Here is a 24175-nt window from a genome sequence, read left to right as displayed (position 1 = left end):
AAAGCTGAATAAAAATCAGGCATAGCTGGAAATGAAATGCTGAAGATAAAGATGTATATATAGAAATTGACGTAAATTATATGTTAAAGTGTGTATATTATGTGTGCGAAGTTAAGAAACAAAACGTTTGTTTTTTTACTTTGCACTTTTTTTATAAAGGAGACTATTATGCAACAAATAATTTTAGATTACTTGAAAGAAAAAAAGATGATAAATTTAGAAACTAATTCTATAGCTATCAATAAACTCTTAGTAAATGGAGAAGAGGTTATTCTTACCGGAAATAAGTTAGGCTTAATTATGTTAGCTGACTATATATTAGATGTTGCCTTATCTAAAATTGATGGATATCATATCCATCTAGATAAGGAAAACTTCCTTGATGAATCTAATAAAGAATTAGTTATAGAATTGGAAAAGAAAAGTGATTAGAGATACGATAAAATTCTAATTACAGAGAGTGAAATGTTGTAGGAACTTGTTATGACTTTGGTGTGAAATTCCTATGTAATTTAAGAATTCAATAAAATTGCCTAAGTTTTTTTGATACAAGAAAAAATTCAGTTGATGTATCCAAGCAATAGAATTAATTATAGTCAATATGATTATGATGATAAACACTATAAAGAATTAGATTTTGATATTACAAAAATTTACTTCAATAAAGACATAATAGATGATGAAGTTAGAAAAATAATTTATATGATGAAAGGTAAAACATCATCTTTATTAGAAATCAAAAAGAAGGAGGATGTACAATTTTTCATTTCAGTTGTTATAGAAATTTGGGATAAAAATACTCCATCTATTTCACTTGGAAAGGATATGCTGTCTTTTGCAAATACTTTAAATGTAGAATATGATTTTGATATGTATGTTTACGATAATTTGTAAACAAGGCTAAGATATTAGGCGCTTTTCTATAGGAGAGTGTCCATTACTATTTCTTTTGAAATCTTAAGATTTTTTGGATAGGGTTCGGGGAAAGTAACAGTAGATGAAAGAAAGTTTACAGAATATGCATTAGATCAATCTAATTCAAATGGAAAAAGTGAAATATTAATTCATACGGATATGATAAAACAAATGCAAGTAATTTATCAAAAATATATCAAACGCAAGCACAGTAAAAATATGCATCTGGTGACTTTGTAACTGGAGTTAAAGATTCTTATGGTCAACGAGTTACAATAAATATAGACATAGATGGAATTGATTCGGCAGCAGGTAAATCTACAATTAATTACTCCTTTTGCAGGATTTGGAAAGTAGGTATTATATGAAATATAAAATGTATTCTAAAATTAGGCTTACAACAGATAGATACAAAGATAATGGAGTTGGTAAAGGAACTTGTGGAATCATTATGAATATTTATGATGAAACAAGTTTTGAAGTTCATTTTTTAGATAATAAAGGTGAAACAAGCAATATATATTTTGCGGTAACAGAAAAGGATATAGAATTAGTATAAGGGCAACATGAAGTTGGACACTTTTTATAGAAAGTGTCAAATTATAGAAAGTGTCAAATATTAATATAATTTGAAACTAGGTTTTCTTGGATAGGGTTCGGAATATGTTGATTTAGATAAGAAGCCAGTAGTAGAAAATTCAAAATTGAAAGCTGTTGTTGAGGATTTATACAGAGATCAAGATAATCCTAATAGTATTGGTAACGGAATAACTATGGATACTGTAAGAAATAAAAATGCTACAGGCAAGCCAACTTTTTTGGAAGGTTTCATATTCAAAAGCTGAATGGTTATTTAAATGTATTGAACAAGTAAAAAAATGAAGGTGAGTTAAGCCCATAAGACTCAATAATAACAGATGCATTAATTAATGATATTATCAATGGATTGAGTGGAAAGTAGGTAATAGTAATGTATGATTATAAAAATGCAATAGAAATTCTAATTGAAAATATACCTGAAATGAAGGTGAAATATGAGAATGATAGGGATTATTATGAGGGTCTTCCCTATGTATTCTATGAAACTGAATTTGAAAAGTTTATAGTTAATCAAATAAAGAACGAAAATATTGAAATGCTTAAAAAAATATTTACCTTTATTGAAAATATGTTAGAGAAAGGGGATAAAGAAATTAAGAGTTTAATTGAAGTTTCTATTATAGAAAGTTTGACTTATGAACAAAGTTTTAAATTGTTTTTTAAGTATGTAGAAGAGTGTTTTGGTATATTGACAAAACAAAGTTTTAACAGAATTAAAAATATTTAATTAGCAACTCATATAGTGTAATATGTTTTATCCTTCTAATGTGTCGTGTGGATAGTCGGTTGACAAGGACAATATTTATATATGTTAGAAAAAGGAGATTTAGCAGTGTTAGAGAAATTAATCACCAACAGTTGCGTTGGTTACTAGAAGTGTTAGAAACGGATCGTGTAAAAGGTTAAAAGAGATGAAAAAATGTGTAAGCATGTGAAAAGGTGATAAATAAAAGGAGTATTATGAGCAAGAAAAGTATTTTTGAATTTGTAGAAGGTTTAAACGTGAGTCCAACATATCTCGCCAATAGAGATCAGGTTCTACAGTATACAAATGAAGATATGAATTTAAGACTGGATAATGATGAACAAGTGTATATTGCAGTTTTTGACATTCCTATTGAAAGTGGTATTGTAGGATTTCAAACGCAAAGCTTAACCCTTGTTTTTGGACTGAATACACATTTGTATCATGGTAGTGGTTCTGTTGTTGTGGGGTTAGAGGAAAGAGATCCTGTAATACGCGCAATGCAATCAGTTTTGATTAGTAGTCATCAAGTTCTACCATATATGAAAAAAACAGACAAAACAGACTTTTACAATAGTGACAATGTTAGAGTTTATTTAAAAACTGAAAAGGGGATTTTCTTTAAAGAGTTATCGGATAAGGATAATAAGATTGACAAATTTCTCTTAGGTATGATGTATCATGTGCTAAACGCTATAACTGAAACGGGTGGCATTGAAGGAAGCATATCAAACTAATGGATTACTTTGACTTCACTCTTTTCTTTTCTGTAAGGCTAAATATGATTGGTTTTATAGAGTAATCAAGATTGTTTAATGATTGGAGAAAGTTTATGGAAAAATGGATAAAATGGTCACCTGTGTCAATAGAAAAAGGTAGTTATGTAGTTGATGAATTGGTTCAAAATACGAAACATACGAAGATAGTTTTACGAAAAGAGGAAATGCTAGTAGAAATATTATTTAATGGAATTGTACTAGGACTTAGAAATGTCGATGAAGGACAACGGATTAATACAATCATGGCAAATCAAAAATTACAAAATGATAGATACTATTTTTCGGACTGGCCATTTTACAAAGTAGAAAACTCATCATTTGCATCTTGGCTAGAAAAAGAAAGTTGTGGAATATATACAGTCGATGAAATTATACATATAGTTATAGTTACTATTGATGATGTAATCGATATATTGACAACTTATGAACCAGATATAAAAGTCATTCATTCATGAGTGTAACTTGAAAAACGATGAAACAAGATTTGCATGTTAGAGATATCTTAATATAACATAAGTAAAAAGGAGCTTCTATCACGACTGTTTTTTTGAAACCCTTTTCAAAAAATGTGAAAAAATAGCATAAAGTTAGATGAATACTAACTTTGTGAAGGTTTTCGCAAATGGGTTCTACATTCAACAAAAACGTGGAAAGCCCTTTTTTTTTCAACTAATTAGTACTATAATGGTTTATGCTAAGACTGTTTAAAGGAGGACATAACAAAATGGCAAAAAATTTCGTGTCTATGGACGGAAATACAGCTGCTGCATATGGAGCATATGCTCTTACTGAAGTATCTGGAATTTATCCAATTACCCCATCTTCACCAATGGCCGAAGTAACTGATACTTGGTCAACTCAAGGTAAAGAAAACGTATTTGGACAAAAAGTGAAAGTTAGTGAGTTACAATCAGAAGCAGGTGCTGCTGGTGCAGTGCATGGTGCGCTTCAAGGTGGAACATTGTCAACTACATACACTGCTTCACAAGGTTTATTGTTAATGATCCCAAACATTTACAAAATGACTGGGGAATTATTACCAGGTGTAATCCACGTTGCTGCTCGTGCTTTAGCGAGTCGTGCACTTAATATTTTTGGAGATCACCAAGATGTTTACGCATGTCGTCAAATCGGATGTGCAATTCTTGCTTCACACTCTGTGCAAGAAGCAATGGACTTAAGTGGACTTGCACACTTGGCTGCAATTAAAGGATCAGTTCCATTTATCCACTTCTTTGATGGATTCAGAACATCTCATGAAATTCAAAAAATTGAAACAATGGATTATGATTTCTTAAAATCACAATTAGATACAGAAGCATTAGAACGCTTCCGTCAAAATGCATTAAACCCACACACTAACCCTGTGACTCGTGGTGGTGCAGAAAACGATGACATTTTCTTCCAAGGAAGAGAAGCACAAAACGAACACTACGCTGCAATCGCAGATATCGTAGCTGATTACATGAAAGCATTCAGTAAACAAACTGGACGTAACTACGCTCCATTTACTTACTATGGTGCAAAAGATGCAGAACGTATCATTATCGCAATGGGTTCAGTAACTGAAACGATTCAAGAAACAATTGATACAATGAATAAAAATGGAGAAAAAGTAGGACTTATGAAAGTTCACTTATACCGTCCATTCTCTGCAAAATACTTCTTAGATGCACTTCCAAGTTCAGTTAAGAGCATTGCAGTTCTTGACCGTACAAAAGAAATGGGTGCTAGAGAACCATTATACTTAGATGTATTATCTGTATTAAAAGACCGTAAAGACATCACAATTATTGGTGGACGTTACGGATTAGGTTCAAAAGATACAACTGCAGGTCAAATTAAAGCTGTATACGATGAACTAGCTAAAGATGCACCAAAAGAAGAATTTACAATTGGTATCGTTGATGATGTAACAAACTTATCATTAACTGAAGATGCAGACTTTAAAGTTGCTAGTGACTACACTTCATGTTTATTCTGGGGTCTAGGATCAGATGGAACTGTATCTGCAAACAAAAACTCAATTAAAATTATCGGTGATAACACAGACTTATATGCACAAGCTTACTTTGCATATGACTCTAAAAAAGCTGGTGGGGTTACACGTAGTCACTTACGTTTTGGATCAAGTCCAATCCGTTCAACTTACTACATTAACCAAGCTGACTTTATTTCTTGTTCACTTGATTCATACATGTTCAAGTATGACTTACTTCGTTCATTAAAAGATGGAGGAACATTCTTACTTAACACAACATTCAAGAAAGAAGATATTATTAACCAAATGCCAAACCGTATTAAAGTACAATTGGCGAAAAAACATGCGAAATTCTACATCATTGATGCTACAGAAATCGCTGCTAAGATTGGTATGGGACGTCGTACAAACACAATCTTACAATCTGCATTCTTCGCACTTAACGAAAACATTATGCCTTATGACAAAGCAATTGACTTAATGAAAGCAGCTGCTAAAAAATCATACGGTAAAAAAGGTGATGAAGTTGTAGAAATGAACTACAAAGCAATCGATGAAGGTAAAGCTGGTTTAGTTGAAGTAACAGTTGATGCAGCATGGGCAGATTTAAAATCAGATCCATTAACATCTACAACTGGAGATGAATACTTCGACAAACACGTTGCTCCAATTAACATGGCAATGGGATACGACTTACCAGTATCTGCATTTACTAAATACGATCTACTTGATGGATCAATGAGAAACAATGTTTCTTTCTGGGAAAAACGTACAATTGCAACGGAAGTACCAAAATGGCATTCTGAAAACTGTATCCAATGTGGATTCTGTTCATTCGTATGTCCACATGCTACAATCCGTCAATTCTTATTAACAGAAGAAGACATTAAAAATGCACCACAAGAATTCACAACAATTACGCCAATGGGTAAAGGTGTTGAAGAATTCCAATACCGCATTCAAGTTTCACCAGACAACTGTGTTGGTTGTGGACTTTGTGCTGTAGAATGTCCAGGTAAAGGTGGAAACAAAGCACTTGAAATGGTTGATATTCACGAAGTATTACCAGAAGCTCCTTTAGCTGACTACTTATACAAAGAAACTGAACCTAAATTAGGTTACTACGAAACAAATGCTGTAAAAGAAAGTCAATTCATGACTCCTTACTTCGAAGTAAGTGGATCATGTCCAGGTTGTGGGGAAACTCCTTACTACCGTTTGATTTCTCAACTTTACGGTAAAGACATGATGGTAGCTAACGCTACTGGATGTTCTTCAATCTACTGTGGATCTACTCCATCTACACCATTCATCGCTGACAAAAACGGTGAAGGGGTTGCATGGGCGAACTCACTATTTGAAGACAACGCTGAATACGGATATGGTATGGCGCTTGCACAAACATTCAAAGAAGGAACCATTCTTGATATCATGGAAAAAAACATCAACGATGTTGAACCTGAATTAAAAGAAGCATTCCAAGCATACATTGATGCTAACGATAACCGTGATGCACAACGTGCTTGTAAAGATGCAATCGTTGCTGGTGTAAAAGCAAGTAAAAACGATGCAGTTAAAGAATTATTAAACTACGAACGTGACCTAGTTGGTAAATCAATTTGGATCGTTGGTGGAGATGGATGGGCATATGACATCGGATACGGTGGACTTGACCATGTTATTGCTAACGCATTAAACGTTAACATCTTAGTTCTTGACACTGAGGTTTACTCAAACACTGGTGGACAATCAAGTAAAGCAAGTCAAGCTGCAAGTATTGCGAAATTCGCTGCTGGTGGTAAACAAACTGCTAAGAAAGATCTTGGACAAATTGCTATGGCATACGGACATGTATATGTTGCAAGTATTGCAATGGGAGCTAACAAGATCCAAACATTAAAAGCAATTAAAGAAGCTGAAGCTTACCAAGGACCTTCATTAATTATCGCTTACTCTCCATGTATTGAACACGGAATTAAAGGTGGATTAATGAATCACCAAAAAACACAAAAAGCTGCAGTTGAATGTGGTTACTGGCCATTATATCGTTTCGATCCACGCCTAGAAAAACCATTACAAATTGACTTCAAAAACCCAGACTTCGACAAGTTCCAAACATTTATTATGAATGAAACTCGTTACTCTGCATTATTAAAACTTACTGGTGAAGAACACGCAGAAGCTGCGTTTGCTAAAACTAGAAGTGATGCTGAAAAACGTTTCCGTCGTTTAACTGGATTAGCTGAATTCGAATAAAACAAAAGAAAGCTAGATCATCTTAATGAAGTGATGGTCTAGCTTTTTACTATTTCATAAACGAATTAGTTAAAGAGTCGTCGTATGATGATTTATAATTATATTTAGAAAATTCCATCTTAATATCGAAAATGTTCTCTAAATAAAAAGAAAAAGTTGCATTATAGCACATTCTAGTATAAATAACTTCTTCAGTGAATCCAATTTTTTTCAGAACTAAACATCTAAAGAAATATAAATAACAGTAGGATATCTGATACATTTTTCTGTCACTCAGTGGCACAGATTCTGTTGTATTAGCATGAGTTAAGATGTCACGCTGAGTCTTAATGGACATTAAAATAGAGTCATATTTTTTAAAAACGGACGTTTTCGATATAGACTCGAAAATGAGAAGAGCATCATAAGTAAATTCTTTCAAACATTTAAGAAAGGTTACACCATGATTATTGCAATGATTGGTGTTAAAGTGTTTGGTATCATCATCAGTAATTGTTAAAAGTATTTCGTCTTTTTTCTTTTGGGAATCAGCATTTGATGAATTGATGATACTTCTTTGGTATCCTTCTACTAACTGCATGACTTTTATAAATCGATTAGGAGTAACGATATTTACATCAAAATCAAGTAGGATTTGTTCATAAATATCGAAAATGATTTTCTTCTCTGAGTATAATTCATTAAAAGTTTTTACAGTGTCGCCTAAATTCTGTAGATCACTTATTTTAAAGATACGACGTCTAATATAGATTTTGTCATGAAATGAATCTTGATTATATAAATTTAACTCGTATTTAGGATAATTGATATTACCTAAGTATTCATAGTGTTGTTGATTATCCATAAATATCACACTAGTTGTTGTTATCAGTTCTCCGACCATAAGTTCAAATAGATTGATTATTTTTCGAATATAATTATTTAAAGCCTTAATGCTATTGTTGTTATTGAGACTGAATTGCAAGCTGCTCTTAAATGAAAATGAATATACTCCATCTTTAGTTGATGTTAATGGATAAGTACTAAATAGTAAGTTATCATATTCAACATTATGATGAATTGGGATTAGTTCAATTGGGAAATTTGCCATTTGGAATTTTATCAAATCTAAGTTTTCGAATGGATTAAATCCAAAAATATCGTTTCCTTCTGTAAATTGAAGATGCATAGATGTGAATGATAAGTTCGATATATCTGAATTTAATATTGTTTCACTGAAAAATGTATGAGTGGCTTCCAATGTAATATCTTGATAAACACTATTATCACTAGCAAAACTACTATGCTTTGCAGACCTAAAAATGCATTCAAAAGCGGTTACTATTTTATTTTTGGTCCTTAGCATTACCGTTTGGTTTGTTGATTTCATTAATTGCTTTGATATTTCACTTTCAACTCCTAGAAATTTTATTGTAACTATAAGATTTTTATTAATTTCAATAATGCCGTTGTATTCACAATTGGATTCGTTGATTTTAAATATTTTACACGGTTCATATAAATCGATAAATTTTTGATTCATTTGATACTCCTCTCTTTCTAATATTTTAACATGAAAGTAAATATGTAATAAAATACATGCTATACTAATGAAGACGATTATAGATGAGGTGTTTATGATTAAACTAGTATTGAGCGATATGGATGGTACGCTCGTAAAATCAAATTTTGAGATTCCTAGTGAAGTAGATGGAATTTTCAAACAATTATTGGATAAAGGTGTATATTGCGGGATTGCGACAGGTAGATCGTTAGGATCATTAAAACGAGACTTTAAAAAGATTTTTTCTGAACTTACAATTATTGCAGAAAATGGAGCTGTTATTTGCCATAAAGGAAAAATCATTCACTTGGAAACAACAGATACATCAGTGATTCAAAGCATTCGTGCATACATTGATGGACGATATTGTTTAGTTGCTTCGGGTTTAAAGATGGCATACATTGAAAAGGAATTTGCTTTTGCTTTGCCAATTTTAGAGCATCACTTTCCTGCTGTGGAAATGGTTGATGATTTATGCTTGGTTGATGATGAAATTCTTGAAATCTCTATTTATTTGCCAGATGGAAATGCAGAAAGTTTTGCCAAGGAACTTGAACCATATAAAGAAAACTATACAGTTGTCTATTCTGGATCTGATTTTATTGATGTGTTTGCTAAAGACTTAAATAAAGGAAAAGCCCTGCAAAAACTACAAGAATTACTACATATTTCTAAAGAAGAAACAATGGCATTTGGTGATTATATGAATGATTATGAAATGCTTAAAAATGCAGGAGAAAGTTATGCGGTTGCAAATGCTGTAGAACCTGTGAAAAAAGTCGCAAAACATGTAATTGGTAGTAATGATGAATTAGCAGTTATCCAAACGATAAAAGAAGTATTTGAATTGAAGTAGGTGACAAGAATGGTGAAGTTAATATTAAGTGATATGGATGGAACTTTAGCGCGTTCCGATAAAAGCCTACCTGAAAAAACAAATGAAGTATTTGAACAATTGTTGGATCGTGGCTACTACGTTGGAATTGCGACGGGTCGGTCATTAGCAAGTGTACAACGTGATTTTCCAAAGTTTAAAGATCGATTTACTGTCATTGCGGAAAATGGTAGTGTATTATTCCATCAGGGCAAGATGTTATATACAAGTAATATGGATAAAATAATATTAAAAGATATCGCTACACAAATTTTACAGTTAGAAGGAGTTGTACCACTATTTGCAAGCGGTATGGTTACTTATGGTTTGAAGCAATTTAAACATCTTGGACATATCTTTGATGTGTATTATCCAAACATGTTATGGGTAGATACATTTGAAGATATTCAGGATGATATCGTAAAGATGGCAACGTATTTTGAAAACTACAATGCCAAGGATTTTACAGAAACCTTTGAACCATTTCGAAAGTACTGTGATGTTACAATATCAGCGGTAGAGTGGACAGATTTTAGTAATCATGGCATCAACAAAGGTTTTGGTGTAAAAAAACTTACGGAACTTTTACATCTGGAAACATCAGAAGTTATGGCATTTGGTGATTATTTAAATGATTATGAAATGTTGAAAGTAGCAAAAGAGAGCTATGCGATGGAAAATGCACATCCCGAAGTGAAAAAAGTAGCAAAATATATTATTGGTACAAATGATGAAGAAGCAGTGATTCAAACACTTGAAACACTACTTAATACATAAGAAAAAGACAGTTTGACTCAAAAATAATTGAGTAAACTGTCTTTTATGCTTCATGAGGCACATCAATTTCCACTTCTTCATTTTTAATATGTTGAAGTAGAAACTTACCACTACTTAGTTCTTGGATATCTTTAGCTATATCCTGTGTACTACGCAGGGTGTATGTTACATGTTCTTCGTATTGTTTATCTAAGACGATGATTTGGTTGGTACTTAAATAATGATCAAGAATTCCAATGAAATTATAATCAAAGGTGATCATAGAAACAATAGTATCCATTTTCTTTGTGCGAGTTGCATGCTTAATTGCTTCACTTGTACTTTTTGAGTATGCACGAATCAATCCGCCGGCACCTAATTTAATCCCACCAAAATAGCGAACAACAATAGCAAGTGTATCATTCATCTCATTTTTAGTAAGACTATCTAATATTGGTGCACCTGCAGTTCCACTAGGTTCTCCATTATCGTTGCTACGTTGGATTTCATTATGCGCTCCAATCATAAAGGCATAACAGTGGTGTGTTGCATTTGGATGTAATTTCTTGATTTCTAGTATTCTATCTTTTGCTTCTTGTTCGCTAAATACGCGAAATAAGTAACAAATGAATCGACTTTTATCAATCACAATCTCGTGATTTGTGGCTTCTTTTATTCTATACATACACGTATCATATCATTATTTAACTATCCACAGCAACCAAGTGGGTTTTTTCTATCAAGCGGTGTATAATGTGGTAAAATAAACGTAGACGAGGTAGAAACATGAAAAACTATTTAATTGTATGTGATACGACAAGTGCAATGGATTTTGAAATGGCAGATGCACTTGGTGTAGAATTGCTGCCGCTTTCCGTCATTATAAATGAACGTGAATTTAAAGATCTTATAGATATAGATAAAGAAACGCTTTATCGTGAATTAGAAAATGGTGTTGTACCAACAACATCACAACCAAGTATCGGGTATGTTACACAACGCATGGAACAGTGGAAACAAAAAGATTATGAAGCAATTCTAATCTTTACATGTTCATCTTCTTTAAGTGGGGCAAACCACACATACCACATGGTAAAAGAAGATTTAGGTATGAGTAATGTATACATTATTGATACGCGTAGTGTTGCTGCACCAATTCTTGATTGTGTACGCACTGCGAAACAAATGGCAAGTGAAGATAAAAGCGTAGATGAGATTTTACAAGTAATTGATTTAAAATGTAAAAACAGTTTCTCGTATTTATATCCAGAAAGTTTAACGCAACTAAAACGTGGTGGACGTATTTCACCAATTGCGGCAAACGTCGCATCTTTGTTGCGAATTAAAATCTTATTATATTTAAAAGAAGATGGAAGTGTTGTTGATAAGTTTGCAGTAGCACGTACGGAAACAAAGTTGGTTTCTGAAGCAGTGGATAAACTGCGTTCGCTAAATGTAACAGCATTAACGCATAAAGCCTATATCTTACATGCGAATAATATAAAAGGAGCGCAAAAGGTTGAGAAAATTGCCAAAGCGTACTTTGACGATATTGAGTGTGAAATCATTGAACTACCAACAGTCCTAACTTGTCACGGGGGGCTTGGCTGTGTGGCAGTACAAACAACTTTGAAAACAAATTAGAGGAGAAAAGAAAACATGAAAATTGCAGTATTAACCGATAGTGGGTGCGGTTTAACCAAAGAGCAGGTAGAAGCCAAAGGGTTATACTTTTTGCCATTACAAATTATTGATGGTGATAACGTATATTTAGATGGAGTCGATACAACAACTGAACAAATCTTTCAAATGTTAGAAGATGGAAAGATGTTGAAAACAAGTTTGCCACCAATTGGGTTGGTTGAAGAAATGCTTGAAAAGATGAAGGAAGATGGATATGAGCACTTGATTTTCGTGCCATTAAGTGCAGGTATTTCAGGAACGATGCAAGCAGTAAAACTAGCAGCAGATAATGTTGGTTTACCAATCACTTGCTTTGAAATTTATACTACTGCATTTATTCAAATGTATATTGCTGAAAGTGCAAAACGTTTGGTCGATGAAGGATTGGATATCGAAGAAATTAAAACACGTATACAAGCATCTATCGATGATAGTAATACATTTTTAATTGTAGAAAATCTTGACCATTTAGCAGCTGGAGGAAGATTAACGCCAATGGCAGCTAGACTTGGTGGGATGTTAAAAATCAAACCAATCTTAAAGTTAAATGAATCAAGTGGTGGGAAAGTAGATCAACATGCAAAAGTTCGTACGATGTCAAAAGCGATTAAGCAAGCAGTTGATACATTTTTAGAACGCGGAATTGATGATTCATATGTGATTGCAATTTTACATGTAAATGCAGATGAAGCAGGTGTACTGATGAAAGAATTATACTTTGATGCAGTACAAACAGATATGAAAGTATTTGGATTGCTTGCACCAGTTATTGCGGCACATACCGGAACTGGAGCGATTGGATTGCAATATATTAAGAAAGTTTAGGTGATATTCATATGAAAATAGCATTTGTTACTGACAGTGGAACTGGATGGAGTGTAAAAGAAGCAGCTACACACGGTGTGTACAGCGTTCCTTTGCAAATCTCTGAAGGAAATCACGCATATTTAGAAAATGAAGACATTAACGTTGACCAAGTTAACGAATTGATGGAACAAAAGAAAGTGATCAAAACATCACTAGCACCACTTGGACGAATTGAAGAATTATTCACCAAGTTAAAAGCTGATGGATATGAAGCAGTTTTCTGTGTTCCGATTTGTAAAGGACTTAGTGGAACGATGGATGCCATGGAAATGGTCGCAAAACAAGTTGGGCTTATATTCTATGGGTTTGATAATCATGTAACTGCAATAGTTGAAGGATATATGGTAGTTCGTGCAAAGGAACTTTATGAACAAGGAAAAACAATTGATGAAATTATGGATATCTTAAATGAGATCTGTGATACGACGAATACATTAATTATTCCTGATGATTTACAACACATGCGTCGAGGTGGAAGATTAACACCACTTGCAGCAACACTTGGTGGATTTCTAAAGATTAAACCAATCTTACAAATCAATAAATCTACCAAAGGAAAAGTAGATGTAAAAGAAAAAGTGCGAACAATGTCTAAAGCGCTAGATGAAGCTTTAGAGATTATGAAAAAAGAAATTCCAGCTTTAGGTGAACAGTATAGTATTACAGTAACGCATGTGAAAGCGGAAGAATTAGGAAGAAAGTTTTTAGAACAGTGTAAAGAGTATTTTCCAAATGCACATTACAATTTCATTAAGCTTGTAAGTGTTGTTGGAGTACATACAGGAATTGGTTCAATAGCCATTCAATATTTTAAAGAATTATAGAATAATTTGTGTGAGAGTAAAGGAGGTATATCATGAAACAAGATCGTATTGATAATTTAGTAACGATGATTGATGGATACGCCGAAAGCGGAGGGCACCATTTAAATGTAAACGTGTTTACACGCGAGACATTACTTGATGCACAAAAACATCCGGAGCGTTATCCACAACTTACGATTCGTGTATCTGGTTATGCAGTAAACTTCAATAAGTTAACGAAAGAACAACAAGATGACGTTATCAATCGTACAATGCACGAAGGAATGTAAAAGACTGACAGCTTTTCTCAGTAAAAGCTGCCAGTCTTTTTTTTCTATGTTGATTCAATAATTTTCATGTCAATAAACTGCTCATTGATGACGGTAAATAAGAAAAAGGTAAAGAACTATGTAACTATAGAGCTGAAACCGTGCTGTGTGTTTTTGTGACGGTGGAATGGAGGGAAGATAGTTATGTATAAAAGAACACAAAAAATAATTCAAAGAAAAGTGAAAAAAGTAGTGCTCGTTGTCTTTATGGTGTGTATTGCTGCTATTGGGATTATGCAACCAATACAGGCAAATGAAAATACCCAATTAGATGCGATTGTAGGGAAACGTATTTCTGAAGTATTTGCTGATGATGAATTAGGTAAAGAAATTGCATACATGTTGTCAGGACAGTATGACGTAGATTATGTAATCACTGAAGCGAATGTCCAAGGTCTAAAATATGTAAAGATTACGAACAAGGATATTCAATCATTAAAAGGATTAGAGAATTTTCCAAATATTACGACTTTAGTTTTGTTTGCAACGAATCTTCAAGAGTTTCCAAAGGAAGTACTTAAACTAACAAAATTAGAAAGATTAGAGTTGAATTCGAATTTGAATATGAGTGGAGCTGTACCTAGTGAAATTCAAAATCTCACAAATCTAACAAGAATTGAACTTAATAAAACAAGTATTTCGAGTATTCCAGAAAGTATAACAGAATTACAAAATTTAAATCGAATAAATATTACAGGTACATTTATTCAAGAAATGCCAGGTGATTATAGTAAGTTAATAAATCTTGATACATTATATGCATCAAATGCGAAGTTGACTTCTTTACCAAAAGGTCTTACAACTTTACAAAAATTAAAAACCGTAACATTTGTGGGAAATCACCTAACAAATGTAAGTCTTGATGAATATACGTATATTACAAGTATTAATGCAAAAGGATTGGCGAGCCAGTCAAATATATCAGTTGATGATGCAATGATTAAACAAGGTGAAGCATATGAAATTTCTGGATTACCAGTATATCGTACATTTGCTCAGTTACACCACAATAACAATCATGTAATTAAAGTGCATCATGCAACCTATGTAGAAGAAGATACACATCAAAGTATTATGGATAAAGCTACTGATGTTAGCCAAGATGGATATGTAAACCAAGGTGAAATTTTCATACCAAAGGAATTAAACCAAGAAGTTGGTAAATATATCGTTGTAATAAGTGTTGAAGGTGGAGGTTTCCAAAAATCACTCTATTATCACTATTATGATGTTGTTGCTAAACCATCAAAAGTGATTGTTTCATATGTTGATGAACAAGACAATGAAATTATTCAGCCTATAGAAATTGAAGGTTTGCTAGGTGATACATATCAACTTGAAAGAAAAGAGTTTGATGGATATCGTTATAAAGAAGTCATCGGAAATGAAAGTGGTGAGTTTGTTGAGAAAACGACTTCGGTTACATATGTTTATGAAAAAATTAGATATTACAATGTTACATATACTGATGGAGTTGAAGGTGGAATGATCTTTGAAGATGTTATATATTCTGTAGAAGAGGGTATGGACACTCCAGTATATGAAGAAATGATAGATCGAGAAGGTTATACGTTTAAAGGATGGTATCCTAACGTTGAAAAAACAGTAACAAGAGATATCGTTTATGTAGCACAGTGGGAAAAAAATATTGAAGTAAGTAAGCCAGATCCAACAATTCCAAACAATGAAAAACCAAGTATTGTACCAAGTGATCAACAAAATAAACAAGTAGTCACAAATCAACCAAGCACAGGTGTAAACCTTAATGAAACTATGGCGAATTTATATGTTATGGCATCGTTAGCTTTATGTTGTACAGTAATTCTTACGTATAAAAAGATAAAAAACACAAAAAGTCGTTTGTGATAATTGCCAATGTTAAACAGACTATGTATGATTCTTATGACTGAATCAGATAGTCTGTTTTTCTATATTAAGAATTATTTTAAGAATTATTCTTAAAATTATTCACAAATTGAAAAATAGATGATATAATACATTCATATTCAGGAAGGAGGAGCTTTATGTCATATAAGCACTCAAAGCAAAGGGATATGATCTTAGATTATATGCAAGGCATGATTGGTCATGCCAGTGCAGAACAAATTTATGAAGGAATGAATCAAAAAGGCTTGAAGATTTCACTAGCAACAATTTATCGTAATCTAGGTATTCTTAGTGAAATGCAGCAAGTAAAGAAAATTCCAATTGATGGAGACCGCTTTGTTTACGATAAAACAAGTGATCCACATTACCATTTCTTTTGTGAGAAGTGTCATAAATTATACGACTTAGAAGCACCGTTCGACCCGGAATATCATAGCAAATTTACAAACGATGAAGTAGTTGGTCATATCGATTCGCATGAAGTCGTTGTTAAAGGAGTCTGTAAGGATTGTTTAGAAAAATAGGAGGTTAGACAGACATGGAATTAAAAGGTTCAAAAACTGAAAAGAATTTATTGGATGCATTTGCTGGGGAATCAATGGCAAGAAACAAGTATACATACTTTGCACAAAAAGCTAGTGAAGAAGGTATGGAACAAATTGCTGAAATATTCTTAGAAACAGCACGTAATGAACAAGAACACGCAAAATTGTGGTTCAAAGCTCTTCAAGGTGGAGAAATTCACACAACTGCTGATAACTTAAAAGCTGCTGCAGAAGGTGAAAACTACGAGTGGACAGATATGTATGACCGTATGGCAAAAGAAGCTCACGAAGAAGGATTTACAAAAATTGCATTCCAAATGGAACAAGTTGCAAAAATCGAAAAAGGTCACGAAGAACGTTACTTAGATCTTCTTAAAAATGTAGAAGAAGGTAAAGTATTCAAAAAAGATGAAGCAACTACTTGGGTATGTGGAATCTGTGGATATCATGCAGAAGGTGTAGAAGCACCAAAAATTTGTCCAGTATGTGGATTTGGTCAAGCTGAATTCGCAGTGGAAGAAAAGAAATTCACAAACACAAGATTTTCAAACCACAAATAAATCGTGTAAATAACAGAGTTAGCAGAAACGTTAATTCTGTTTTTTTAACTTCATACAAAAAGAGATGTTATAATACAAAAAAAGAAACAATAGATGATTATATGGAAATTAAAAAAATAGATGCAGTACAAATTCCAAATGCAATTGATCTGATTTGGGAGACATTTCTACAATTTGAAGGTCCTGATTATTCGAAAGAAGGAATACAGTGGTTCAAAGATTATATAGACAATAAAGAAATCATGACAAGTGTGGAATTTTGGGGAGCATATAATCAAGATGAACTTCAAGGTGTAATTGCTACAAGGAATAATCGAAAACATATATGTTTCTTCTTTGTGAAAGCGAAATATCATAAACAAGGTATTGGTAGAAAACTTTGGGAGTATATTCGTGATGAGAGTAAAAGTGAAGTCATCACAGTGAATGCATCTCCTTATGCAATTTCTATTTATCATAAATTGGGGTTTGTGGATGTAGCTGATGAACAAGTAACAAATGGTATAAGATTTACACCAATGAAATACGAGTTTTAGAGTGTAAATTATCAGGCAAACAGAATATATCTTATGTTGGATATATGGATGTTTTATGAATATAAATATAAGAGGCAATCATTGCGATTTGCCTCTTATTTTGCGATTCTATCTAATACTTTTGAAAGTTCAGCCATTTTTTCTGCTTGATATTCTTTATCATCGGATTCAAAGCTTTCAACGATACAGCCTTGGATATGTCCAAGTAAAATCTGTTTAGCTGCTTTTGATAGTAATGCTTCACTAGCCAATACTTGATTAACAATGTCGATACAGTACTTGTCTTCCTCAATCATTTTTAATATGCCATCGATTTGGCCACGAGCGGTTTTTAAGTATCGCTCTATTTTTTTATGATCTGCTTGCATGACTAACCTTCAATGGAAGTAACTTCATATCCTGCATCAGTAACAGCTTTGGTAAGTGTTGCATCATCAACATCTTTTGAAAGCGTAATATTTGCTAGATTGTTTGCTAAATCCACTTTTGCTTCAACTCCATCTAGTGCATTTAATGCGTTATTTACGTGACGTTCACAGTTGGCACACATCATGCCATTAATATGGATTACTTTGTTCATAGGTAATCCTCCTTTCTTTTTATCTATTTCGATTGTTTCTGTATGTACTTCATGTTGTTGTACATTTGTGCTTGAGTATGTTGGTTTAAAAAAACGTAGTCGCAATGCATTACTTACAACAAATAAACTGGATAAACTCATTGCTGCTGAACCAAACATTGGGTTTAGTTTTAATTGGAAAGCTGGATAAAATAATCCTGCAGCTAATGGAATTCCGATGGCATTATAGAAGAATGCCCAAAATAAGTTTTGCTTGATATTACGAATGGTTGCTTTACTTAACTGAATACTTGTTGCTACATCCATTAAGTCGCTGTGCATTAGAATGACATCTGCACTTTCCATGGCAATCTCTGTTCCTGCGCCGATTGCAATTCCTACATCTGCTCTAGCAAGTGCAGGTGCATCATTGATTCCATCACCGACCATGGCAACTTGTTTTCCTTGTGTTTGTAATTTGCGTACGTATTCTTCTTTATCTTGGGGTAATACTTCAGCAATGACGGTATCGATATTTGCTTTTTTTGATATTGCGGCTGCAGTTTGTTTGTTATCACCAGTTAATAACACGACTTCTTTACCAAGTTGCTTAATTGCTGCAATAGCTTCGATGCTGCTATCTTTTAGTACATCTGCAAGTGCAATCAGTCCGATGACTTGATTGTTTTCAGCAAAGTACAATACGGTTTTTCCTTCATTTGCAAACTGCGAGGCAACTTGTTGATAAGCATCGATTTGCATTTGGTTTACTTCCATCATTTTTGCATTTCCAGCAAAATAGGTGTTTGTCTCACTACTTGCTTTGATTCCCTGCCCAGCAATTTGTTCGAATTGTTCAATAGGAATCGCTTCGATATCTTGATCTTTAGTATAATTGATTATTGCTTTTGCAAGAGGATGTTCACTTCTATGTTCAAGTGCATAAGCAACAGCATATAAGTGCATCTCATTTTGACTTACAACATCAGTAACTTCAGGTTTTCCTTTTGTTAAGGTACCAGTTTTATCTAAGACGATAGTATCCATTTTACCAACTTGTTCCAAACTTTCGGCATTTTTAAATAGAATTCCTAATTGGGCACCTTTTCCAGTTGCAACCATAATTGCTGTTGGTGTGGCTAGTCCTAGTGCACAAGGACAACTAATAATAAGAACTGCAATACCAATGGATAATGAGAAACTTAAATCATAACCTAGAGCTAACCATGTGATGGTTGCAATAGTCGCAATGGCTATAACGATTGGTACAAATACGGCACTTACTTTATCCGCAAGTTTTGCAATAGGAGCCTTTGAGGCATTTGCATCTTCAACAAGCTGAATGATTTTGGCAATAGTTGTATCTTCACCAACATGCAGTGCTTGCATTTTTATATATCCAGAAACAAGGATAGTACCACCAATTACTTTATCTGCTTCGTGTTTTTCAACAGGAATACTTTCTCCAGTAATCAATGCTTCATCAAGTGTTCCGTTTCCTTCGATAATTTTTCCATCTACAGGAATACTTGCGCCAGTTTTAACAATTAAGATGTCATCTTTTTGCACATCTTCAATGGCAACTTCAATTACTTGATTACCTTTTTGAACAAATGCAGTTTTTGGTGTAAGATCCATTAATTTTTGAATGGCATCATTGGTTCTACCTTTGGAACGGGTTTCTAAGTATTTACCTACCGAAATTAAAGTCACAATCATTGCTGCACTTTCAAAGTATAAGTCCATGTGATATGTGTGAACCATATGCATATCTTGATTTGCTAGACCTTGTCCCATCATGATAATTGCATAAATACCATAAAGTAAAGCAGCACTACTTCCTAAGGCAATTAAGGAATCCATTGTAGGTGCACGATGAATCAGCGCTTTAAATCCATTTTTAAAATAATGGAAATGCATGCTTAGGATGATTAGTGTTAAAAGAAATTGAACCATCGCAAATGTGATTGCATTATGTAATCCATCTAAAAAGGATGGTAAAGGTAAGCCAACCATACTTCCCATGGAAATATACATAAGTACAATTAATAAGTTTACAGAAATCCAAAGTTTTCGCTTTTCCTGTTTTGCTTGTTTAGCAAATTGATTTTCTGTGTTTGTTGTTTGTACTTCTTTTTTCACGCCATAACCAGCGGCTTCAATAGCACCACTGATATCTTGCTCACTAGTTACTTTAGGATCGTAATCAATGAGTAATTTGTTTTGCATTAAATTGACATTAGCTTCTTTTGTGCCTGGTAATTTCTTTACTGCTTTTTCAACATGTGCAGCACAAGCACTACATGTCATTCCGGTTACATCGATTTTTTGTTTCATTGTAACACCTCATTTCTAATACCCCCTAGGGGTGTGTATTTATAATAAAACGGTTTCGATATTTTGTCAACGATTATCCTTTGGGAAAAAATTAGAATAGTGTATAATACCTGTAGGAGATTTTGTGTATGTTGAAAGTTGCAATAGTTGAACAAGAGAAAATTGCTAAAGATGTTATCTTCTTATTACCGAAGATTCTTAGTGATGAATTTACGTTTAACTACTATGAGAAGATTGTGGATTTAGTCAAAGAAGATACTGGGCAATTTGATGTTGTCATTTTAAATGAGGCATACAATAATGTGCGTATTACATCTGCATTGAATTTTGATAAAAGCAATAGTGTGTATATTTACTTATGCCAAGATGGCTATGAAAGTCAAAATGTTAACTATGGACGAATCTTTCGCATCAAGCGTTCGGATTTTGCCAATGAGTTTGTTCGCATCAAAGACATGATCAACATTCGTTTGCGTAAGCATAGTGAATATTTATTCTCATATAATGGAGTCACATTAAAATTAAAATATCATGATATTTATTATGTGATTAAAGAAGAAAAGAACTTGGTATACTATACGAAACGTGGTGAATTCTACGAACGCGGAAGCATGAACAAGAAAAGTGAAGAGTTTGAACCATACGATTTTGTACGCGTAAATAGTGGAATTCTTGTTAATTATGAATATATTTTTAGAATTGAAGGTGATGAAGTAGAATTGCATAACCATGTACGTCTACCAATATCACGCTCACGCAAACCTAAATTACTGCGTTACATTCGCGCAAAAACTTTATAATATAATACAAAAAGCAGCGGTTGCTGCTTTTCTTATGTCTTTGGTAAAGTGAGGCGTAAATCATTTTCTGCTTGATGAATTGCAGCTTTGATTAAAACACTCTGTTGTTTTGAAATAATGATTTTCCCATGTGTTCGTGAAATCATTCCCATATCTTCAAGTTTTGATAGTGTTCGATTGAGTGTACGAATACTACTTGCGATACGTGAAGCGATTTGTTCGCGACTTGCTTCAATCTTGTACGGAAAGTTTTTTGCCTTCTTTTCAACTTGTTCGAGTAAGAATAATAGCAATCGAGTTTCGTTGTCTAAAAACAGGAATTGACGATGGAACTGGGTTTCTTGTCCAAGTACAAGCATTAACATTCCCATGCGCATAAATAACGCATTTATATCGGTTTTCATCCAACTCAGATAATCTTGAGCATTAATTCTTAGGCATGTTGTTTCAGTTGTTGTTCTCAAAGATACATACCGTGTGGCTACATTACTAAATAACTCATAGTCACCTAGTATATCAATCGGACGTAAATCACTGAATGTATATGGAATGGTTGGTACGGACTCATCAACTCCTTCAATTCCACCTTTGATAAGAATGTAGACATCCTTGTTGGGATCTCCCGTATGCATAATAATATGATTCTTGGGAAAATGCATGATATCCATACGCATTAGAATATCTTTTGGACATTGCTTAAAAAGCGTTGCTAGAAATGCATACGTATCGGGTTGTAATAGGTGCTCAATCTGATCTAATAAAAATTTCATATTTTTTCTCCAAAAAGGGACACATGGCCTTTTTTAATATTATACACCAAGTTATGATGTGCATGTAAAGACATGCGCATCAATTTTTAAAAAAGCATGTCATAGGAGGAGAAATTTATGGCAACACCACACATTCAAGCAGAAAAGGGACAAATTGCTAAAGTTGTTCTGATGCCGGGTGATCCTTTACGTGCTAAGTTTATCGCTGATACATACTTAGAGGATGTAAAACAATTTAATAGTGTAAGAAATATGTTTGGATTTACCGGAACATATAAGGGAAAGGAAATCAGTGTTATGGGTTCAGGAATGGGAATGCCTAGCATTGGTATCTACTCATATGAATTATTTAAATTCTTTGATGTAGAAGTAATTATACGTATTGGTAGTGCAGGAGCATATACAGATAATTTAAACCTATTTGATCTTGTGCTTGCAAAAGATGCATGGAGTGAATCAAGCTTTGCACTTGCACAATCTGGTTATGATAAAGATGTAATCGAACCAAATCGTGAATTAAATGCATTGATTGCTGACACAGCAACAAAGATTGGAAAAACCGTTCACGAGAATACAATTCACTCAAGTGATGTGTTCTATCATGAAGATAATGTAGATGGACACGTTGAGTTCTATGAAAAACATGGTTGTGTATGTGTCGAAATGGAAAGTTTTGCATTATTCCATAACGCACAAATCTTAGGTAAGAAAGCTGCATGTTTATTAACAATTTCTGATTCATTAGTAACACACGAAGTAACAACGGCCCAACAAAGACAAAATTCATTCAATGAAATGATGGAAGTTGCCTTAGAAAGTGCAATTAAACTATAAGGAGAGTTCCAATGAAAAACTATAAAAGAATCTTTACCATCGTCGTTGATTCACTTGGCGTTGGTGCAGATGATTTACCAGGTTATGATACTGGTGCAAATACATTAGCACACATTGCAGATCATATGCCTAACTTCAAAATTCCAACATTACAAAAACTTGGAATGGCAAATATTACACCACTTGCAAGTGTAGAAGCAAATGCTTCACCAAAAGCGGTTTACACAAAAATGAAAGAAGCAAGTGTTGGAAAAGATACGATGACTGGACACTGGGAAATGATGGGTCTTGAAATTAAAACACCATTTAAAACATTCACAGAAACTGGATTTCCAAAAGAATTAATTGATGAATTGGAAAAACGTACCGGTCGTAAAATTGTTGGAAATAAAAGTGCATCAGGTACTGAAATTCTTGATGAATTTGGTGAAGATGAAATCAACAATGGTGTCTTAATTGTGTATACATCTGCGGATTCCGTTCTGCAAATTTGTGGGAATGAAGAAACGATGGGTGTAGAAACCTTATATAAATACTGTGAAATTGCACGTGAATTAACGATGCGTCCAGAATGGATGGTCGGTCGTGTTATTGCACGTCCATACACAGGAAGTAAAAAAGGTGAATTTGTCCGTACGGCAAATCGTCATGATTATGCACTAAAACCATACGGTCCAACTGCACTAGATGCTTTAAAAGATGGTGGCTATGATGTCATCAGTGTTGGAAAGATTAAAGATATCTTCGATGGTGAAGGTATTAGTGAAGCATATAAAAGTAAAAGTTCAGTTCACGGGATGGAACAAACCATTGATCTACTACAAAAAGATTTTACCGGGTTATGTTTTACCAACCTTGTTGACTTTGATGCCTTATGGGGACACAGAAGAAACCCTGTAGGATATGGAGAAGAACTGGAACGATTTGATGAAAAATTAAAAGTGTTTATAGAACAAATGCAAGATGATGATTTGGTAATTATTACTGCAGACCATGGAAATGATCCAACGTATGAAGGTAGTGATCACACCAAAGAAACAGTACCATTCATCGCCTACAGCAAGAAGATGGTAGCGGGAAAACATATTACAGAATTTGATACATTTGCCAATATTGGTGCTACGATTTGTGATAACTTTGAAGTTGCAATGCCAGAAGGTACCATTGGTGAAAGTGTTTTAGATATGCTAGTTGAACAACTAGAAAAATAAAGGAG

The 24175-nt window shown here is 33.5% G+C and carries 25 protein-coding genes; 20 read left to right on the top strand and 5 right to left on the bottom strand.

Going from position 1 to position 24175, the window contains the following annotated elements; translation table 11 throughout:
* The first annotated feature begins 168 nt into the window (after nucleotides 1–168).
* The 7 genes from M2098_RS04720 (at nucleotide 169) to nifJ (ending at nucleotide 7276) form a co-directional block, all read left to right on the top strand.
* Nucleotides 169–432 carry a hypothetical protein gene (locus M2098_RS04720; RefSeq protein WP_280681997.1) on the top strand — a complete coding sequence of 88 codons (264 nt, stop codon included), beginning with the start codon at nucleotides 169–171 and terminating at the stop codon, nucleotides 430–432.
* A 111-nt stretch (nucleotides 433–543) separates the two neighbouring features.
* Nucleotides 544–894, top strand: a complete 351-nt coding sequence (locus M2098_RS04715) for a DUF4279 domain-containing protein (protein WP_280685248.1) — start codon at nucleotides 544–546, stop codon at nucleotides 892–894.
* A 385-nt stretch (nucleotides 895–1279) separates the two neighbouring features.
* Nucleotides 1280–1474, top strand: a complete 195-nt coding sequence (locus tag M2098_RS04710) for a hypothetical protein (protein ID WP_280681995.1) — start codon at nucleotides 1280–1282, stop codon at nucleotides 1472–1474.
* Between the two features lie 411 nt (nucleotides 1475–1885).
* Nucleotides 1886–2242, top strand: coding sequence for a hypothetical protein (locus tag M2098_RS04705; protein ID WP_280681993.1), 357 nt, complete (start codon nucleotides 1886–1888; stop codon nucleotides 2240–2242).
* A 233-nt stretch (nucleotides 2243–2475) separates the two neighbouring features.
* Nucleotides 2476–2997: a hypothetical protein gene (locus M2098_RS04700; RefSeq protein ID WP_280681991.1), complete on the top strand. Its 522-nt coding sequence runs from the start codon at nucleotides 2476–2478 to the stop codon at nucleotides 2995–2997.
* A 95-nt stretch (nucleotides 2998–3092) separates the two neighbouring features.
* Nucleotides 3093–3494, top strand: a complete 402-nt coding sequence (locus M2098_RS04695; RefSeq protein WP_280681989.1) for a hypothetical protein — start codon at nucleotides 3093–3095, stop codon at nucleotides 3492–3494.
* Nucleotides 3495–3763: 269 nt separating this feature from the next.
* The gene (gene nifJ, locus M2098_RS04690) at nucleotides 3764–7276 is read left to right on the top strand and encodes a pyruvate:ferredoxin (flavodoxin) oxidoreductase (RefSeq protein ID WP_280681987.1); all 3513 of its coding nucleotides are present in this window, start codon (nucleotides 3764–3766) and stop codon (nucleotides 7274–7276) included.
* Nucleotides 7277–7325: 49 nt separating this feature from the next.
* Here nifJ and M2098_RS04685 read toward each other — a convergent pair whose 3' ends face one another.
* Nucleotides 7326–8798, bottom strand: a complete 1473-nt coding sequence (locus tag M2098_RS04685; protein ID WP_280681985.1) for a HEPN domain-containing protein — start codon at nucleotides 8796–8798, stop codon at nucleotides 7326–7328.
* Between the two features lie 94 nt (nucleotides 8799–8892).
* Between M2098_RS04685 and M2098_RS04680 the strand changes: the two genes are divergently transcribed.
* Together M2098_RS04680 and M2098_RS04675 are read left to right on the top strand one after the other, a co-directional pair.
* A complete protein-coding gene (locus M2098_RS04680; protein ID WP_280681983.1) occupies nucleotides 8893–9675 on the top strand; it encodes an HAD family hydrolase in 783 nt (260 codons plus the stop codon).
* Between the two features lie 9 nt (nucleotides 9676–9684).
* Nucleotides 9685–10470, top strand: coding sequence for an HAD family hydrolase (locus M2098_RS04675; RefSeq protein WP_280681981.1), 786 nt, complete (start codon nucleotides 9685–9687; stop codon nucleotides 10468–10470).
* A 43-nt stretch (nucleotides 10471–10513) separates the two neighbouring features.
* Here M2098_RS04675 and M2098_RS04670 read toward each other — a convergent pair whose 3' ends face one another.
* A complete protein-coding gene (locus M2098_RS04670; protein ID WP_280681980.1) occupies nucleotides 10514–11134 on the bottom strand; it encodes a YigZ family protein in 621 nt (206 codons plus the stop codon).
* Nucleotides 11135–11235: 101 nt separating this feature from the next.
* Between M2098_RS04670 and M2098_RS04665 the strand changes: the two genes are divergently transcribed.
* The 8 genes from M2098_RS04665 to M2098_RS04630 all read left to right on the top strand — a co-directional run bounded on the left by M2098_RS04665 (nucleotide 11236) and on the right by M2098_RS04630 (nucleotide 17659).
* Entirely contained in the window at nucleotides 11236–12093 is an 858-nt protein-coding gene (locus tag M2098_RS04665) for a DegV family protein (RefSeq protein ID WP_280681978.1), read from the top strand.
* A 15-nt stretch (nucleotides 12094–12108) separates the two neighbouring features.
* Entirely contained in the window at nucleotides 12109–12957 is an 849-nt protein-coding gene (locus M2098_RS04660; RefSeq protein ID WP_280681976.1) for a DegV family protein, read from the top strand.
* Nucleotides 12958–12968: 11 nt separating this feature from the next.
* Nucleotides 12969–13823: a DegV family protein gene (locus M2098_RS04655; RefSeq protein ID WP_280681974.1), complete on the top strand. Its 855-nt coding sequence runs from the start codon at nucleotides 12969–12971 to the stop codon at nucleotides 13821–13823.
* Between the two features lie 32 nt (nucleotides 13824–13855).
* A complete protein-coding gene (gene grcA3 / locus M2098_RS04650; protein WP_134167861.1) occupies nucleotides 13856–14092 on the top strand; it encodes an autonomous glycyl radical cofactor GrcA3 in 237 nt (78 codons plus the stop codon).
* A 183-nt stretch (nucleotides 14093–14275) separates the two neighbouring features.
* The gene (locus M2098_RS04645; RefSeq protein WP_280681971.1) at nucleotides 14276–15997 is read left to right on the top strand and encodes a MucBP domain-containing protein; all 1722 of its coding nucleotides are present in this window, start codon (nucleotides 14276–14278) and stop codon (nucleotides 15995–15997) included.
* A 158-nt stretch (nucleotides 15998–16155) separates the two neighbouring features.
* A complete protein-coding gene (locus M2098_RS04640) occupies nucleotides 16156–16542 on the top strand; it encodes a transcriptional repressor (RefSeq protein WP_280681969.1) in 387 nt (128 codons plus the stop codon).
* Nucleotides 16543–16556: 14 nt separating this feature from the next.
* Nucleotides 16557–17123, top strand: a complete 567-nt coding sequence (rbr, locus tag M2098_RS04635) for a rubrerythrin (RefSeq protein WP_280681967.1) — start codon at nucleotides 16557–16559, stop codon at nucleotides 17121–17123.
* Nucleotides 17124–17224: 101 nt separating this feature from the next.
* Complete coding sequence (locus M2098_RS04630) at nucleotides 17225–17659, top strand: GNAT family N-acetyltransferase (protein ID WP_280681965.1); 435 nt, start codon at nucleotides 17225–17227, stop codon at nucleotides 17657–17659.
* Nucleotides 17660–17754: 95 nt separating this feature from the next.
* Here the strand turns inward: M2098_RS04630 and M2098_RS04625 are convergent, their stop codons facing one another.
* Both M2098_RS04625 and M2098_RS04620 read right to left on the bottom strand, forming a co-directional pair.
* Nucleotides 17755–18027 carry a metal-sensing transcriptional repressor gene (locus M2098_RS04625; RefSeq protein ID WP_134167854.1) on the bottom strand — a complete coding sequence of 91 codons (273 nt, stop codon included), beginning with the start codon at nucleotides 18025–18027 and terminating at the stop codon, nucleotides 17755–17757.
* A gap of 2 nt (nucleotides 18028–18029) precedes the next feature.
* On the bottom strand, nucleotides 18030–20555 hold the full coding sequence (locus tag M2098_RS04620) for a heavy metal translocating P-type ATPase (RefSeq protein WP_280681962.1): 2526 nt from the start codon (nucleotides 20553–20555) through the stop codon (nucleotides 18030–18032).
* A gap of 128 nt (nucleotides 20556–20683) precedes the next feature.
* On the opposite strand from M2098_RS04620, the gene M2098_RS04615 reads away from it, so the two are divergent.
* Entirely contained in the window at nucleotides 20684–21355 is a 672-nt protein-coding gene (locus M2098_RS04615) for a LytTR family DNA-binding domain-containing protein (protein ID WP_134167850.1), read from the top strand.
* 32 nt (nucleotides 21356–21387) lie between these two features.
* On the opposite strand, the gene M2098_RS04610 is transcribed toward M2098_RS04615, so the two are convergent.
* Nucleotides 21388–22125: a Crp/Fnr family transcriptional regulator gene (locus tag M2098_RS04610; protein WP_280681959.1), complete on the bottom strand. Its 738-nt coding sequence runs from the start codon at nucleotides 22123–22125 to the stop codon at nucleotides 21388–21390.
* Nucleotides 22126–22242: 117 nt separating this feature from the next.
* On the opposite strand from M2098_RS04610, the gene deoD reads away from it, so the two are divergent.
* Entirely contained in the window at nucleotides 22243–22959 is a 717-nt protein-coding gene (gene deoD / locus M2098_RS04605; RefSeq protein ID WP_280681957.1) for a purine-nucleoside phosphorylase, read from the top strand.
* A gap of 11 nt (nucleotides 22960–22970) precedes the next feature.
* Nucleotides 22971–24170, top strand: coding sequence for a phosphopentomutase (locus M2098_RS04600; RefSeq protein ID WP_280681956.1), 1200 nt, complete (start codon nucleotides 22971–22973; stop codon nucleotides 24168–24170).
* Nucleotides 24171–24175: the final 5 nt, after the last annotated feature.

It is taken from the genome of Breznakia sp. PFB1-19, assembly GCF_029893935.1.
GTDB classification, from domain to species: Bacteria; Bacillota_I; Bacilli_A; order Erysipelotrichales; family Erysipelotrichaceae; genus Breznakia; species Breznakia blatticola.
The sequence above is the reverse complement of the archived record's forward strand: the minus strand, read 5'-3'. Positions and strand labels throughout refer to the sequence as shown.